The organism is Siccirubricoccus soli (assembly GCF_024178315.1).
GTDB classification, from domain to species: Bacteria; Pseudomonadota; Alphaproteobacteria; order Acetobacterales; family Acetobacteraceae; genus Siccirubricoccus; species Siccirubricoccus soli.
The window spans coordinates 1-15,464 of the sequence record NZ_JAMZIK010000138.1 but is presented as its reverse complement, the minus strand read 5'-3'; the positions used below and the strand labels follow the sequence as shown (position 1 = coordinate 15,464).

The window sequence follows — 15,464 nt, the reverse complement described above, 5'->3', positions numbered from 1 at the left end:
TTTCGTCTCTCGGCGGATGGGCCGCAGCTTCGCAGGGGCCACCGGGCCGGGGACACGCCTGCCCCGGCCGGCGCGGCGGCTCAGCCCTGGCGTCGGGCCAGGGCGGCCTCCAGCGTGTTCTCCAGCAGGCAGGCGATGGTCATAGGGCCGACGCCCCCCGGCACCGGGGTGATGGCGGCGGCGCGGGCGGCGGCCTCGGCGAAGGCCACGTCCCCCACCAGCTTCCCCGCCGCGGTGCGGTTGATGCCGACATCGATGACGATGGCACCCTCCGCCACCCAATCTCCCCGCACCATCTCCGGCCGGCCGACCGCGGCGACGAAGATCTCCGCCCGCCGGCACTCGGCCGCCAGGTCACGGGTGCGGGAATGGGCGATGGTGACGGTGCAATCCGCCCCCAGCAGCAGCTGCGCCATGGGCCGGCCGACGATCTGGCTGCGGCCGAGCACCAGGGCGCGGGCCCCGCGCAGGCTCGCCCCCGCCTCCCGCAGCAGATGCATCACCCCCTTCGGGGTGCAGGGCATGAGGCCAGGTTGGCCAGAGGCGAGCCGCCCGGCATTCAACGGATGGAAGCCGTCCACATCCTTCGCCGGGTCCACCGCGTCGATCGCCGCCTCCGCCCGGATCTGCGGCGGCAGGGGGAGCTGGACGAGGATGCCGTCCACCGCCGGGTCGGCGTTCAGCCGGGCGATCACCGCCAGCAGCTCGGCCTCGGTGGTGGTGGCGGGCAGGTGCAGCGTGGCGCTGTCGAAGCCCGCCGCCGCCGCCGCCCGGTCCTTGTTGCGGACATAGATGCCGGAGGCGGGGTCATCCCCCACCCGCACCACCCGGAGCCCCGGGCGGAAGGGCAGCGTCGCGATGCGGGCGGCGAGGCCGGCGCGCAGCCGCTCCGCCACAAGCTTGCCGTCGATGATGCGGGCCGTCATGCCAGCGCCTCCAGCCTCGGTCCGAGCAGCGCGGGATCGCCGCTCACCATCAGGGTCTTCTCGCGGGAGGCGGCGCCCTGCGCAAGCTGCACGGCGGAGGGGGCGACGCCCAGCGCCGCGGCCAGGGCGGCACAGGCAGCGCGGCTGGCCCGGCCATCCTCCGGCGCCTCCGTCACCGCGATGCGCAGCCGCGGGCCATCCGCCGCCGGGGCGGTGCCGCCGAGGCCGGCGCGCCGCGCCCGGGGCTGCACCTTCACCCGCACCGCGATGCCGCCGCCCGGCTCCGCCCGCCACCAGGGCGCGCTGCCCTCGCCCATGCGCCCCGCCCCTGCGCCCGCGCCGCGGGCGCGGTCAGAAATACAGCCCCGAACGGATCAGGGAGTTGATGATGGCGCCGAGCAGCAGCTTGGCGGCGCTGATCAGCAGCAGCACCACCAGCGGCGCGATATCGACCGGGCCGAGATTGGGCAGGATCCGCCGCAGCGGGCGGAAGAGCGGCTCCGTGATCCGGTAGAGGAAATCCGCCACCGTCCAGACGAAGCGGTTGCGGGTGTCCAGCACGCCGAACTGCGTGAGCAATTGCACGATCACGGCCAGCACCACCGCCCACCACAACAGGTCGAGCACGGCGCCGGCGAGATAGAAGACCACATCCAGGAACATTCAGAGAATTCCGCCGGTGACGCGGCCGTAACCTAGAGCAGATCGGCCCGGGGTGCGAGCGGGAGCGCGGGCCGGCCGATGGGCCCGCGCCAGGGCGAAACGAGACCCACTCAACCGGCTTCGGGGTGCTTGACTTCGCCGCGCGGCAGAGGCATTACCCCGGCCCCGCGGTGCCCCAACATCGCGGTGCGCCGGTGGCGCATGGGGCTGTAGCTCAGTTGGGAGAGCGCGTCGTTCGCAATGACGAGGCCAGCGGTTCGATCCCGCTCAGCTCCACCACCGCACCCTTCGGGGGTTTCCTGGACATGATGGTGGTTGACCAGCGCAACGCCCTTGCTGCGGGCTGAGGCGGCGATGGCGCATTCCGGCCCGGGGCGATTGTCCGCCGCGTGTCCGGGCTGCGGTGGCCGCCTTGGAGCGTTCTCGGTTCAGGTGCGCTCGCCGGAAACGTTCCGAGTCCTGGTTTGCGGGGCGGATTCACGCCTTCGCATAATGCCGCCCGCGGCGATCTGCCCCGGCTGCGCATGGCCGCCGCCCTGGCGGGCGCGACGGCGCCCGCCACAAGCGGGGCGGGCAACGCAGGAAGGGCAAGGGCAGCGACCGGAGGGAGTGGCACCGCTGCGGCCCGGCCTCGATCCGCCTTGAGCGTCCTGTCCGGGAGATGGAGGCCCTCGCGGGCGGGCTGCCTGGCCGGGGCGGCATCACGCCGGCCCATCCTAGAGCGTTCTCGGTTTACATGCGTTCACCGAAAACGCTCTAAGCCTTTGTTTGCAGCGCAGATTCACGCCTTCGGGCGATGCCGCCCTACGGCGATCTGCTCTAGTCGTTCAGGAAGGCCCGCACCGCCGCCCGAATGAAGCCGGCATCCACCGGATTGGCCACCGGGTTGCCAGCCCGGTGGCCCCAGATGCTGGGGATGGGCTGCAACTGGCCATGGCGCAGGAAGGGCAGTTCCGCCGCATTGTCCGCCACGCGGAAATAGAGATCCGTCTCCCCCGGCATCAGCAGCACGCGGGCGCTGATGGCGCCGAGCGCCGCGGAGAGGCTGCCGCCGAAGCGCGGATGGTCGCTGATGTCACCGGCATCCCAGCAGCGAAGCTGCGCCAGCAGGTCGCCGGCATAGCGCCGGCCGAAGCGCTCCTCCCAATCCGTGCGCAGGAAGGTCTCGAGGTCCGGCGCCCCGAGGGCGGAGAGGTGCAGCCCCTCCCGGTAGAAATCCTGGCTCAGCGCCCAGCCGGCATAGATGCGGCCGAAGGCGCGCAGGGCGGCGCGCGGCGGCGCGGTGAACTGCGCACCCCCGTCATATTCCGGCGCAGCTTCCAGCGTGGCGATCAGGCTGCGCAGGAAGACCTGGTTGTGCACGCTGGTCCGCGCGCTGCCGCAATTCACCACGATGCGGGAGACGGCCTCGGGGAAGGCCGCGGCCCAGTGATAGGCCTGCTGCGCGCCCATGGACCAGCCATAGACGGCGTGCAGCCGCTCCACCCCCCAGACCTCCCGCAGCAGCCTTGCCTGCACCGCCACATTGTCCCAGGCCGTCACCAGCGCGGGCCAGTCCGGGGTGGTGGAGGGCGAGGAGGACAGCCCGTTGCCGAACATGTTGGGGATGACGACGAACCAGCGCGTCGGGTCCAGGATCCCCTCCGGCCCGATCAGCCATTCGAGGTCCGGATGCTGTGCCCCGTAGCTGGTGGGGTAGAGCACGACATTGTCGCGCAGCGGGGAGAGCGTGCCATGCGTCTTCCAGACGATCTCCGCCGCGGGCAACACACCGCCCTTGTGCAGCTTCAGGTCGCCGAGCGCGAAGCGGCCTTCCGCGGTCGGCCAGCTCATGCCGCCCTGTCCCGCAGCCGGCGCAGATGGTCGCGGTGCCAGGCAGCATAGCCGGGCTGCACGAAGGCCAGCTTCTCCTTCAGCACCGCATGCGCCTCCGCCAGCCGGTGGAAGGGAATGAAGGGATACAGGTGGTGCTCCGCATGGAAGGGCATGTTCCACATCAGCAGCCGCACCAGGGGATGCGTCAGGGTGGTGCGGGTGTTGGTCAGCCCGTTGCGGTCCATGGAGCAGCCGGTGTGCTCGGCCAGCAGGTAGAAGCGCAGCGCGTTCTGGCCGATGAACTGCGGCAGGATCCAGTACAGGAAGGGCGTCTGCCAGCCCCAGATCAGCGCCGAGCCGATGGCGCAGGCGGCAAGCGTAGCATCCATGGCGCGGATGCTGCGGCTGACGCGCGGCGCCGCGGCGGGGTGGACGTAAGGGTAGGCGGAGAAATCGCCGCGCAGCCCGGCCCAATTGTGCTTCAGCCGCGCCTTCCAGAAGGTCAGCCCGAACATGCGCTGGATGTAGCCGCCGAGCTCATGCGGGGAGGGCGGCCCCAGCTCCGGGTCCTTGCCCTCGATCTGGGTGTATTTGTGATGATCCATGTGGAATTGCTGGTAGAGGTGCCAGTTCCACAGGGAGGGCGCGCCGGCCACCCAGCCGACGATGGCGTTCAGCTTCCGGCTGGCGAAAGCGGTGTAGTGCACCGTCTCATGCAGCGGCGCGAAGAGCGCGGCCTGCACCAGCGCCATGGGCAGCAGCGCCGGCAGCTTCCACCAGCCCGGCGCCAGCGCGATCAGCGCACCGGCCGCGATCAGCAGCCCGACATGGACCGCCAGGCGCTTCAGCCCCTCGGCATCCGAGCGCTTGGCCAAGTGCATCATCTCCGCCGGCTTCGGCGCCTTCGGCATGGCGGCGCGGGTCTCCGCCAGCACCCAATCCCGGGCCTCGGAGGTGGCGCTCACAGCGGGATGTCCCGGTTGACGTCCTTGTAGAGCAGATAGACGGCCGGTCCCCAGCCGGTGCAGTAGAATTGCTGCGGGACGAAGCTGCCCATCCAGACGAAGTCGCCGGTCCAGAGCTCGTGCCAGTCGCGGTTGAGGAGCTGCAGCCCCTGGCCTTCCAGCATCACCAGCCCATGCTCGAAGACATGGGTCTCGACGCAGTGGAAATGGCTGCCGGGGGTGAAGCCCATCACGTTCATCTCGAAATCCATCGAGAGATCGGCGGTGCCGAGCAGGTATTGCCGCCAGCGGCCGCTGTCATCCACCTTGGTGACCGGCGTCTCCTCCCGGCTGCCGAAGCGGGGCTTGGGCGCCGGAATGCCATCGGCGATGGCGTAGCGGCGCTTGATCCAGACGGCCTGGGCCGGGGCGGTGCCGGGGTTGCGGAAGCCATGGGCGGTGCCGGTGGGGATATAGGCGAAGCCGCCGGGGGCCAGCGTCTTCGTCGTGGTGCCGGCGGCGACTTCCAGCTCGCCCGACAGGATGTAGAAGAAATGCTCCAGCCCATCGTCGCGCGGGGCGGTGGTGCCGCCGCCCGGCGCCACCTCCAGCCGCCCCTGGGCGAAGCGGGCGCCGAGCAGGGGCGTGGCCTGGAAATACACCTGGGCGTCGCGCAGCCCCGGCAGGAAGCTCGGGAACATCCCCTCCGGCGGCAGCACCGCGTAATGCGGCGTGACCAGGGTACGGTTATGACCGATGACCCCAGGGGGGACGATGGCTGGCATGGGCGGGCTCCGATCCGGCCTGCCATTCGTTCCACACGCTGCGGTGCAGCGTAAAGGGGGTACCGGGGGCGCTGCCCGGTCCGAGAGGGGCGCTGCCCCTCTCGGGCTCACCCCGCCAAAGGCCGAAAGGCCTTTGGAAACCATGAGTCTCGGACCCAACGGTCGAGACACCAACTCAAGGGGCCAAAGCCCTTTCTGGGTCGGAGTTTGAGGAGGGCTCGCGGCACTGCCGCGACGTCCCTCTCAATCCTTCACTTCGAGTGCCGCGACGCCCGGCAGCGTCTTGCCCTCCAGCCACTCAAGGAAGGCCCCGCCGGCTGCGGAGACATAGGTCATCCGCTCCGCCACCCCGGCATGCTTCAGCGCCGCCACCGTGTCGCCGCCGCCACCGATGGAGACCAGCCCGGCGGACTGGCCAAGGGAGGCGACCGTCGCCGCCACCTCCACCGTCGCCGCGTCGAAGGGCGGCAGCTCGAAGGCGCCGAGCGGGCCGTTCCACACCAGCGTCGCCGCCTGGCGGAGCCTGGCGGCGATCGCCTCCACCGTCTCCGGCCCCACATCCAGCGCCATCATGTCCGCCGGCACGCTGTCGATGCCGACGGTGCGATGCGGCGCGTTCTCGGCGAAGGCAGTGGCGACGACGAGATCGACCGGCAGCAGGATCTCGCAGCCATTGCCCTTGGCATCCGCCAGGATCTGCCGGGCGGTGTCGTGCATCTCGGCCTCCTGCAGGCTCTTGCCCAGCTTGTGGCCCTGCGCCGCAAGGAAGGTGTTCGCCATGGCGCCGCCGATGACGAGCACATCCACCTTCTTCGAGAGGTTGCCCAGCAGGTCCAGCTTGGTGGAGACCTTGGCGCCGCCGACGATGGCGACCACCGGCCGCTTCGGGCTGCCGAGCGCGGCGTCCAGCGCCTCCAGCTCCGCCTGCATCAGCCGGCCGGCATAGGCGGGAATGAGATGCGCCACGCCTTCCGTGCTGGCATGGGCGCGGTGCGCGGCGGAGAAGGCGTCGTTCACGAAGACATCGGCAAGCTTCGCCAGGCCCTGCGCCAGCGCCGGGTCGTTCTTCTCCTCGCCGGCATGGTAGCGGGTGTTCTCCAGCAGCAGCACCTCGCCATCCTTCAGCGCCGCCGCCGCGGCCTCCACCAGCGGCCCGATGCAGTCATCGGCGAAGCCCACCGGGCGATCCAGGGCGGAGGACAGCGCCTCGGCCATCGGCTTCAGCGACATCTCCGGCACGCGCTTGCCCTTCGGCCGGTCGAAATGGCTGCAGATGATGACGCGCGCGCCCTTCTCCGCCAGCTCCCGGATGGTGGGGCAGAGCCGCTCGATCCGCGTGCGGTCGGTGATGCGGCCATCCTTCATCGGGACGTTCAGGTCGGCGCGCAGCAGCACGCGCTTGCCGGAGGCGTCGAGGTCGTCGAGGGTGCGGAAGCGGGGCATCGGATCGGTCCCTGGCATGGCGGCAAGGCCGGCGGCGCGCCGGCGCGATGCCCCGGTCCTAGAGCAATCCACCGCAACAGGAAATCACTGAACGACGAGCGGCAGCAGGGAAAGGATCAACCCCCGGACAGCCTGCCCCGGGCCGCAGGCCAGACCATCCTCAGAGGAGCGGTATCGGCCTGGGCTTGGTCAGGATGGCAAGCGGCAGCGGCGCCGTCATCGATCCCACCGCCACCATGGGATTCTGCCTGGTCAACGCCGAACCGAAGGGTGATGAAGGCGGGCCGCCGGAGCCGGCGCTTTCCGGTGCCCAGCCGCGGCTTTGCCGCGGCTGGCTGTGCGAGGCCCCGGGCCTCAGGCGATCCCGGGGCCCCTGTGACGCCGCGCAAGCGGCGTCACAGGGAGATCAGAGGCTGCCGAAGAGCGCCATGGTGTCGCTCATGCGGTTGGAGAAGCCCCACTCATTGTCATACCAGGACAGCACGCGGACCAGCCCCCCATCCACTACCTGGGTCTGGGTCGCGTCGAAGGTCGAGGACGCCGGGTTGTGGTTGAAGTCGATGGAGACGAGCGGCGCGGTGTTGTAGCCGAGGATGCCCTTCAGCTCGCCCTCGGACGCCGCCTTCATCGCCGCATTCACCGCCTCCTTCGTCACGCCGTCCTTCACCGGCACGAAGTCCAGCGAGACCAGCGAGACATTGGGGGTGGGGATGCGGATGGCGGTGCCGTCCAGCTTGCCCTTCAGCTCCGGCAGCACCAGGCCGACCGCCTTGGCCGCGCCGGTCGAGGTCGGGATGGCGGAGACCGCCGCGGCGCGGGCCCGGTGCAGGTCCTTGTGCAGCGTATCGACCGTGTTCTGGTCGCCGGTATAGGCGTGGATGGTCACCATATAGCCGCGGGCGATGCCGAAATTGTCGTGCAGCACCTTGGCGACCGGCGCCAGGCAGTTGGTGGTGCAGGAGGCGTTGGAGATGACCGTCATCTCCTTCGTCAGCGTCCGATGGTTCACGCCGTAGACGATGGTCGCATCCGCGTTGTCGCCCGGCGCCGAGATCACCACCTTGCGCGCCCCGGCCTGGAGCAGCGCGGAGGCCTTCTCCTTGCTGGTGAAGATACCGGTGCACTCGGCGGCGACGTCCACGCCCTGGAAGGGCACCTTGGTCGGGTCGCGCTCGGCGCTCACGGTAATGGGCGCATAGGTGCGGCCATTGGCGGTGATGATGAGCTTGTTGCCGTCCACCGCCACCTCGCCGGGGAAGCGGCCATGCACGCTGTCATAGCGGAAGAGATGGGCATTCGCCTCGACCGAGCCGAGGTCGTTGATCGCGACGCATTCCACATCGCTGCGCCCGCTCTCGATCATCGCCCGCAGCACCAGGCGGCCGATGCGCCCGAACCCGTTGATGGCGACCTTCACGGCCATATCCGTCACCCTTTCCCGTTTATCGCTGGCCTATCCTAGGCGTTTTTTCACCGCACTGGCCACGGCTTCCGGCGTGATGCCGAAATGCCTGAACAGATCGTCAGCCGGGGCGCTGGCGCCGAAGCCCGACATGCCGATGAACAGGCCCTCCGGCCCCAGCCAGCGCTCCCAGCCGAAGCCGATTGCCGCCTCGATGCCGACGCGCAGCGCCGGGCCCAGCACCTGCTCCCGGTAGCTGGCGTCCTGCGCGGCAAAGAGTTCCCAACACGGCAGGGAGACCACCGCGGTCGCGATCCCCTCCGCCGCCAGCGCCGTCCGCGCCGCCAGCGCCACGCCCACCTCGGAGCCGGTGGCGATCAGCGTCGCCTGCCGCGGCCCCTCCGCCTCCGCGACGACATAGCCGCCGCGGGCGCAGCGATTCTCGCCCGCATCGGTGCGGAAGGCGGCGAGGTTCTGGCGGGAGAGGGCGAGCACCGAGGGCCCGTCCGCCCGCTTCACCGCCAGCTCCCAACACTCCGCCGTCTCCATCGCATCGCCCGGGCGGAACACCGCCAGGTTCGGGATGCAGCGCAGACCCGCCAGGGTCTCCACCGGCTGGTGGGTCGGGCCGTCCTCGCCGAGGCCGATGCTGTCATGCGTCAGCACATGGATGACCCGCTGGCGCATCAGTGCCGCCAGCCGGATCGCCGGGCGCATGTAGTCGGCGAAGACCAGGAAGGTGCCGGAATAGGGGATGATGCCGCCATGCAGCGCCATGCCGTTCATGGCCGCCGCCATGCCGTGCTCGCGCACCCCGTAATGGATGTAGCGGCCGGCGAAATTCCCCGGCGTGACGGCGGGGATGCCCTTGACGTTGGTGTTGTTGGAGCCGGTGAGGTCGGCCGAGCCGCCGACCATCTCCGGCACCGCCGGCACCAGCGCCTCCAGCGCCTTCTGGGAGGCGACGCGGGTGGCGAGCTTCGGCTTCTGCTCGGCGGTCGCGGCGCGCAGCGCGGCCAGCGCCTCGTGCCAGCTTTCCGGCAGGCGGCCGGCGATGGCGCGCTCGAATTCCTCGCGCTGCGGGTGCTTGGCCAGGCGCTTCAGCCAGCTGCGCCGCGTGCCGGCGCTGCGGCGCCCGGCGGCCTCCCACTGGGCCCGCAGCCCCTCCGGCACCTCGAAGGGCGGGTGGTTCCAGCCGAGCGCGCTCTTCGCCGCCGCCGCCTCGTCCGGGCCGAGCGGGCTGCCATGGCTGCCTGCCGTGCCGGCCTTGGTCGGGGCGGAGAAGCCGATGATGGTCTTGCAGGCGAGCAGCGTCGGCTTGCGGTTGCGGCTGGCCCAGGCCAGCGCCGCCGCCACCGCTTCCGCATCATGCCCGTCCACGCGGCGCACCGCCCAGCCATAGGCGGCGAAACGCTTCAGCGTGTCGTCGGTGAAGGAGAGGTCGGTCGAGCCGTCGATGGTGACGCTGTTGTCGTCCCAGAGGACGCAAAGCTTCTCCAGGCAGAGATGCCCGGCGAGGCTCGCCGCCTCATGGCTGATGCCTTCCTGCAGGCAGCCATCGCCGGCGATGACCCAGGTGCGGTGATCGACCAGGGATTTGCCGAAGCGCGCCGCCAGCAGCCGCTCCGCGATCGCCATGCCGACAGCGTTGGCGATGCCCTGGCCGAGCGGACCGGTGGTGGTCTCGATGCCCGGATGCTCGCCATATTCCGGATGGCCGGCCGCCGGGGAGTGCAGTTGGCGGAAGCGCTTGAGGTCCTCGATCCCCATGCCTGCCTGCCCGGTCAGGTGCAGCAGGGCGTAGAGCAGCATGGAGCCGTGGCCGGCGCTCAGCACGAAGCGGTCGCGATCCGGCCAGCGCGGGTCCGCGGCGTCGAATTTCAGGAAGCGCGTCCACAGCGCCGTCGCCGCATCCGCCATGCCGAGCGGCATGCCGGGATGGCCGGACTTGGCCTTCTCCACCGCATCGATCGCCAGCGCGCGGATCGCATCCGCCATCCGCCTGGCTTCGGTCGCCGGCCGGGCGAGCAGTTCGGCCTGGACGGCGAGGGCCGGGTTGGCGGCGCCGGGGATGGGATCAAGGCTGGCCATTCAGGGCACCTCCGGGTTGGCCCGCCCTATAAGGTGCCCCCCGGAAGGCGGCAACCCGCGGCCGCCCCGGCACCGGCCGCCGCCGGCCTGCCGGTTGCCCTGCCCCCTCCCCCTGCCGCGGCGCGCCTTCCGGCGCGGCGCGGTGGCCTCACCGGCACAGCCGGGCCAGCGCCTGGGTCAGGTCGTCCGGGTCGTAGGGCTTGGCCAGCACCGGCACGCTGGCATGGCCGGGCGGCAGCCCTTCCGCGCCATAGCCGGTCGCCACCACGAAGGGCACACCCCGCGCCGCCAGCACATCGGCCACCGGCGTCGAGGTCTCGCCCGCCAGGTTGAGATCGAGCACCGCCACCTCCGGCAGGTCGCGCTCTATCAGGACCAGCGCCTCCGCCACGGTGGCCGCGGGGCCGATGACGGTCGCGCCGGCATCCAGCAGCGCGTCCTCCACCAGCATCGCAACCAGCGCCTCATCCTCCACCACCAGGATGCGCCGCCCATTCAAGCGTGTCATGCCGCCCATTCCCTCCGCGCCGGCTGCGGTCGCCGCAAGCCGGAATCGATACTCGTCATGCCGGCACCTGGCCAAGGCTGCGCCTCGCCGGCCACCGCCGGCAGTACGCCGTGCTGCCGCCCCGTTATAGGAGGAGGTCCTAAGCGAAATTGTGCCGGCGGCATCACAACCATTTCGGCCTCCGTCATTTCATTTCACTTCATCGCGACAACCGCTGATAGATGGTCAATGGGACGAAGCTTTACGGAAAGGATTCGGTCCGGTTGTCGCGGCGCTGCCAATCATCGGTTAAGTAGGCTCTGCTAGCGTTTGCGGGTGGCGGCGCATGAGGCGCCGCCGGCCGGGAAGGAGTCCTGCTGGTGGCCACCGATGCCCGTCGCGACGCTTGCCGCCCCAGCTCAACGCGCCGCCTGCACCGCAGTGGTCAGCCGGGCCACGCAGCTCAGCGTCCCATCGCCCCGCCGCAGCTCGATGTGCCAGACGTGCAATTTGCGCCCGAGCCGGAGGGGGCGGCACAGCGCCTCCACCGTATCGCCCGCGAAGACCGGCGCCAGATGGCTGGCCGAGACCTCCACCCCGACGCAGCGATTCCCCTCCTCCGTGCAGAGCAGGCTGCAATAGGAGCCGATGGTCTCCGCCAGCACAACGCTGCCGCCCCCGTGGAGGATGCCGAAGGGCTGCACATGCCGGCTATCCACCGGCATGGCGGCGCGGGCGAAGTCTGGCCCGAACTCCAGCATCCGGACGCCGAGCAGCCCGGGCAGCGTTGCGTCATGCTGCGCGAGGAAGGAGGCGGCGTCGATGTCACGCTTCCAGATCCGCTCCGCCACGTCCTGCCTCCCCTCTCCGGCCAAGCCGGCAGGATGAACCCTGCCCACCCCCTGTCAACGCAGCCCGTCCTCCGGACGGGGCAGGGCGGGCTCCGCCATGGTTGACGCCGCCAGCCGGCCCGCGATAGGGACCTCGCACATGGCGTCGCTGTCACCAGGCGGCCAGCTCCCGGCCGTCACCCGCAACGGTGCCACCCGGCTGCCCAGCCCGGCGCGCCTGGCGGCCCGCCCACCCATGGCCGGCAGGGTGGCGCCGCACCGCACCCTGCTCGACATCTCCCGCCTGCTCTCCACCGTGCGCCGCACCACCCCCTCCGGCATCGACCGGGTGGAAATGGCCTATGCCCGCCATTGGCTGACCCGCCCGGCGCGGGAGCGCGGCTTCGTCGCGCAAAGCCCCTTCGGCTGGTACGCCGCGGTGGCGGAGGAGGCGGTGGCGGAATTCGCCGCGGCGCTCGGGGAAGCCTGGGCGGGCGGCGGGGACCGCAGCGCGGCGCTGCGCCGGGCACGCGGCCTGGCCGGCGGGCTGCAGGCGCGACTCGCCCTGGGGGCCGGGCGCCAGGGCCTTGCCGCCTGGCTTGGCGCCGGGCAGCGCACCACCCTGCTCATCGCCTCCCACCGCGCGCTGGAAGCGGCGCCGCGGCTCCGGGCGCTGAAGGCGGAGGGGATGCGCTTCGTCCCCTTCATCCACGACCTGATCCCGCTGACCCATCCGGAATACACAAGGCCGCGCCAGGTCGCGCACCACGCCGCACGGGTCACCACCGTCACCGCCCTCGCCGATGGGCTGCTGGTGAACTCCGCCGCCACCGCCGCGGAGCTCCGCCCGCATTTCGCCCGCGCCCGCCGGGCCCTGCCGCCGCTCGCCATCGCCCCGCTCGGCGTGGAGACGGCGCCGCCGCCCGCGGGCCCGCTGCCGGCCGAGCCCTATTTCGTCTGCCTCGGCACCATCGAGCCGCGGAAGAACCACCTGCTGCTGCTTCAGCTCTGGCGGGAGCTGGCGGAGCAGGGCGTGCCGCAGCTCCCCCGCCTGCTGCTGATCGGCCGCCGCGGCTGGGAGAATGAGCACATCCTCCGCATGCTGGAGCGCTGCCAGGCGCTGCGCGGCCATGTGGAGGAGCTGGGCCCGTTGCCGGATGCCGAGGCGCGGCGCGTGCTGGCCGGCGCCCGTGCCCTGCTTTTCCCGAGCTTCGCCGAGGGCTATGGGCTGCCGCTCGCGGAGGCCCTCGGCCTCGGCGTGCCCGCCATCGCCTCCGACCTGCCGGCGCTGCGCGAGGTGGGCGGCGCGGTACCGGACTACCTCTCGCCCAATGACGGCGCCGCCTGGCGCCGGGCGGTGCTGGACTACGCGACGCCGGGCAGCCCCACCCGCGCCGCCCAGCTCGCCCGCCTCGCCACTTGGGTGGCCCCGTCCTGGCCGGCGCATTTCGCCGCGACGGAGGCCCTGCTGGAGGAGGTGGCCGGCGCGCCCTCCCGCCCCGCCAGCGCCCCTGCCAATGATTTCTCGCTGGCCTCGGCCACGGCAGGCGCCGCCCCGGCATGACGCCGCGGTCCGAGGCGCGTCCGCGGCGCCGCGCCGACGGCGCCATCGCCATCATCGGCGCCGCCTGCCGCCTGCCCGGCGCCTCGGCGCTGGAGGAATACTGGTCCCTGCTCGCGGCCGGGCGGGATGCGGTGACGGAGATCCCCGCCAGCCGCTTCAGCCGCGAATTCTTCGCCCATCCGCGGAAGGGGGAGCCGGGGAAATCCTACTCCTTCGCCGCCGGGGTGCTGGAGGACATCGCGGGCTTCGACCCCGCCGCCTTCGGCATCTCGCCGCGCGAGGCCGCCGAGATGGACCCGCAGCAGCGCCTGCTGCTGGAAGTGGCGCATGACGCGCTGGAGGATGCCGGGCTGCCGCCCTCGCGCCTCGCCGGCAGCCTCACCGGCGTCTTCGTCGGCGCCTCCCTCACCGATTACGGCGATCTCCGCCAGGCGGATGCGGCGGCCGGCGACCGCTACTTCATGACGGGCAGCGCGCTGTCCATCCTCGCCAACCGCATCGGCAACGTCTTCGACCTGGCCGGCCCGGCCCAGACCATCGACACCGCCTGCTCCTCCTCCCTCGTCGCGCTGCACTGGGCCTGCGAGGCGCTGCGGGCCGGCCGGCTGCCTGCCGCCATCGTCGGCGGGGTGAATTTGCTGCTTTCGCCCTTCCCCTTCATCGGCTTCGCCCGCGCCGGCATGCTGTCCGCCCGCGGCCGCTGCCAGGCCTTCGGCGCGGGGGCGGATGGCTATGTGCGGGCGGAGGGCGCCGGCGTTGTCATCCTCAAGCGCCTTGAGGACGCGCTGGCGGAGGGCGATGCCATCCGCGCCGTCATCCTCGGCACCGGGGTGAATGCCGCCGGCCGCACCCTTGGCCTCTCCCTGCCGAGCCAGGAGGCGCAGGCGGCGCTGATCGAGCAGGTGATGGGCGAGGCCGGCGTCACCCCCGACCGGCTCTCCTACTTCGAGGCGCATGGCACCGGCACCCCGATCGGCGACCCGCTGGAGGCGGGCGCCATCGGCGCCGCCATCGGCCGCCGCCGTGGCGAGGCCGGCGCCCTGCCGATCGGCTCGGCCAAGGGCAATATCGGCCATACCGAGCCGGCCTCCGGCATCGCCGGGCTGCTGAAGGCGATGCTGGTGCTGGAGCAGGGGCAGATCCCGCCCAGCCTCAGCCATGGCCCGCTGAACCCGGGGATCGACTTCGCCGGCCTCGGCCTCCGCCTGCCCGAGTCGCTGGAGGAGCTGCCGCGCCGCCGCCGCGCCGTGGTCGGGGTGAACAGCTTCGGCTTCGGCGGCACCAATGCCTGCGCCCTGCTCGGGCCCGCGCCCGCCGCCTTGCCGCGGCAGGAGGCTGCGCCGGCCCTGCCGCCGCCCCTGCTGCTCTCCGCCCGTAGCGCCGCTGGCCTGAAGGCCCTGGCCGGGCAGTGGCAGGACCGGCTGCAGGCGACGCCGGCGCCGGCCATCCCCGCCTTGCTGCGCGGCGCCGCCCGGCATCGCGACCTGCACCCGCATCGCCTGGCCATCCGCGCCGAGGATCCGGCGGCCATTGCCGGCCAGCTCGCCATGTGGCGGGCGGGCGCGGCGGCGCGGGGCCTGGCCAGCGACGGTATGGCGCCGCATGGCCAGGGCGTCGCCTTCGTCTTCAGCGGCAATGGCGCCGCCTGGCCCGGCATGGCGGAGGCCACGCTGCGCGCCAGCCCCGCCTTCCGCCGCGCGGTGGAGGAAGCGGATGCCGTGCTGCGGCCGCAGCTCGGCTGGTCCGTCGCCGCAAGGCTGGCGGAGGGCGTCGGCGCCGAGGCGCTGGCGGCGACCGAGATCGCCCAACCCCTGCTCTTCGCCGTGCAGTACGGCATCGTCGCGGCGCTGGCGGAGCAGGGCATCCGCCCCGCCCTCTGCCTCGGCCATTCGGTGGGGGAGGTGGCGGCCGCTGCAGCGGCGGGGCTGGTCGGGCTGGAGGATGCCGCCCGCATCATCGCCGCCCGCAGCCGCCACCAGGGCCGCACCCGTGGCCAGGGCGGCATGGCCGCGCTCAGCCTCGGGGAGGCGGCGGCGCAGGCGGTGCTTGCCGGCATCAGCCCGGCGCTGGAGATCGCCGCCGTCAACGCGCCGGAGGCCGTCACCGTCGCGGGCCCGGCGGAGGCGCTGAAGGCGCTGGCCGAGCTTGCCGCCGGGCGCGGCTGGTCCTGCCTGCGGCTCGACCTGGACTACGCCTTCCACAGCGCCGCCATGGACGGGCTGCGGGAGGGGTTGCTTGCCGACCTCGCCGGCCTGGAAGGCCGGGCGCCGTCGGTGCCCTTCCTCTCCTCCGTCACCGGCGCGGCGCTGGCCCCGGAAGCCTGCGACGCACTCTATTGGTGGCGCAACCTGCGGGAGCCCGTGCGCTTCGCCGCCGCCATCGCCGCCGCGGCGGAGGCGGGCCCGGCGCTGTTCCTCGAGATCGGCCCGCACCCCATCCTGCAGAGCTACCTGCGCGACAATCTGCGCGCGGCCAATGCCTCCGCCGCCCTCGGCAGCACGCTGAGCCGGCGGC

Annotated in this window: 13 protein-coding genes and 1 tRNA gene; 3 read left to right on the top strand and 11 right to left on the bottom strand. The window is 72.1% G+C overall.

The window, feature by feature from the left end; all coding sequences use genetic code 11:
• Positions 1–80: 80 nt before the first annotated feature.
• Genes folD through NJ376_RS20765 form a run of 3 tightly spaced genes read right to left on the bottom strand, consistent with a single transcriptional unit; the run spans position 81 to position 1,589 of the window.
• A complete protein-coding gene (folD, locus tag NJ376_RS20775; RefSeq protein WP_252955202.1) occupies positions 81–926 on the bottom strand; it encodes a bifunctional methylenetetrahydrofolate dehydrogenase/methenyltetrahydrofolate cyclohydrolase FolD in 846 nt (281 codons plus the stop codon).
• Positions 923–1,243, bottom strand: a complete 321-nt coding sequence (locus NJ376_RS20770) for a DUF167 family protein (protein ID WP_252955201.1) — start codon at positions 1,241–1,243, stop codon at positions 923–925. Before NJ376_RS20770 ends, folD begins: the two co-directional genes overlap by 4 nt.
• Before the next feature lie 34 nt (positions 1,244–1,277).
• The gene (locus NJ376_RS20765) at positions 1,278–1,589 is read right to left on the bottom strand and encodes a YggT family protein (RefSeq protein ID WP_252955200.1); all 312 of its coding nucleotides are present in this window, start codon (positions 1,587–1,589) and stop codon (positions 1,278–1,280) included.
• A gap of 203 nt (positions 1,590–1,792) precedes the next feature.
• Here NJ376_RS20765 and NJ376_RS20760 point away from each other — a divergent pair.
• Positions 1,793–1,868: transfer RNA gene (locus NJ376_RS20760), tRNA-Ala, on the top strand.
• Between the two features lie 540 nt (positions 1,869–2,408).
• Here NJ376_RS20760 and NJ376_RS20755 read toward each other — a convergent pair.
• The 8 genes from NJ376_RS20755 to NJ376_RS20720 form a co-directional block, all read right to left on the bottom strand.
• Positions 2,409–3,422, bottom strand: coding sequence for an alpha/beta fold hydrolase (locus NJ376_RS20755; RefSeq protein ID WP_252955199.1), 1,014 nt, complete (start codon positions 3,420–3,422; stop codon positions 2,409–2,411).
• Positions 3,419–4,369 (bottom strand): fatty acid desaturase, encoded by a 951-nt coding sequence (locus tag NJ376_RS20750; RefSeq protein ID WP_252955198.1) that lies wholly within the window; start codon positions 4,367–4,369, stop codon positions 3,419–3,421. The genes NJ376_RS20755 and NJ376_RS20750 overlap by 4 nt, the downstream gene beginning before the upstream one ends.
• Positions 4,366–5,133, bottom strand: coding sequence for a (S)-ureidoglycine aminohydrolase (gene allE / locus NJ376_RS20745; RefSeq protein WP_252955197.1), 768 nt, complete (start codon positions 5,131–5,133; stop codon positions 4,366–4,368). The genes NJ376_RS20750 and allE overlap by 4 nt, the downstream gene beginning before the upstream one ends.
• A gap of 243 nt (positions 5,134–5,376) precedes the next feature.
• Positions 5,377–6,576: a phosphoglycerate kinase gene (locus tag NJ376_RS20740; protein WP_252955196.1), complete on the bottom strand. Its 1,200-nt coding sequence runs from the start codon at positions 6,574–6,576 to the stop codon at positions 5,377–5,379.
• 406 nt (positions 6,577–6,982) lie between these two features.
• Positions 6,983–7,999, bottom strand: coding sequence for a type I glyceraldehyde-3-phosphate dehydrogenase (gene gap, locus NJ376_RS20735; protein ID WP_252955195.1), 1,017 nt, complete (start codon positions 7,997–7,999; stop codon positions 6,983–6,985).
• Positions 8,000–8,029: 30 nt separating this feature from the next.
• Positions 8,030–10,069, bottom strand: coding sequence for a transketolase (gene tkt, locus NJ376_RS20730; RefSeq protein WP_252955194.1), 2,040 nt, complete (start codon positions 10,067–10,069; stop codon positions 8,030–8,032).
• Between the two features lie 148 nt (positions 10,070–10,217).
• The gene (locus tag NJ376_RS20725; protein WP_252955193.1) at positions 10,218–10,577 is read right to left on the bottom strand and encodes a response regulator; all 360 of its coding nucleotides are present in this window, start codon (positions 10,575–10,577) and stop codon (positions 10,218–10,220) included.
• Positions 10,578–10,975: 398 nt separating this feature from the next.
• Positions 10,976–11,407: a hotdog fold thioesterase gene (locus NJ376_RS20720; protein ID WP_252955192.1), complete on the bottom strand. Its 432-nt coding sequence runs from the start codon at positions 11,405–11,407 to the stop codon at positions 10,976–10,978.
• Between the two features lie 139 nt (positions 11,408–11,546).
• Here NJ376_RS20720 and NJ376_RS20715 point away from each other — a divergent pair, with 139 nt between their 5' ends.
• A complete protein-coding gene (locus NJ376_RS20715; RefSeq protein ID WP_252955191.1) occupies positions 11,547–12,950 on the top strand; it encodes a glycosyltransferase family 4 protein in 1,404 nt (467 codons plus the stop codon).
• On the top strand, positions 12,947–15,464 hold a 2,518-nt coding region (locus NJ376_RS20710; RefSeq protein WP_252955190.1), incomplete at its 3' end, for a type I polyketide synthase. The genes NJ376_RS20715 and NJ376_RS20710, both read left to right, overlap by 4 nt.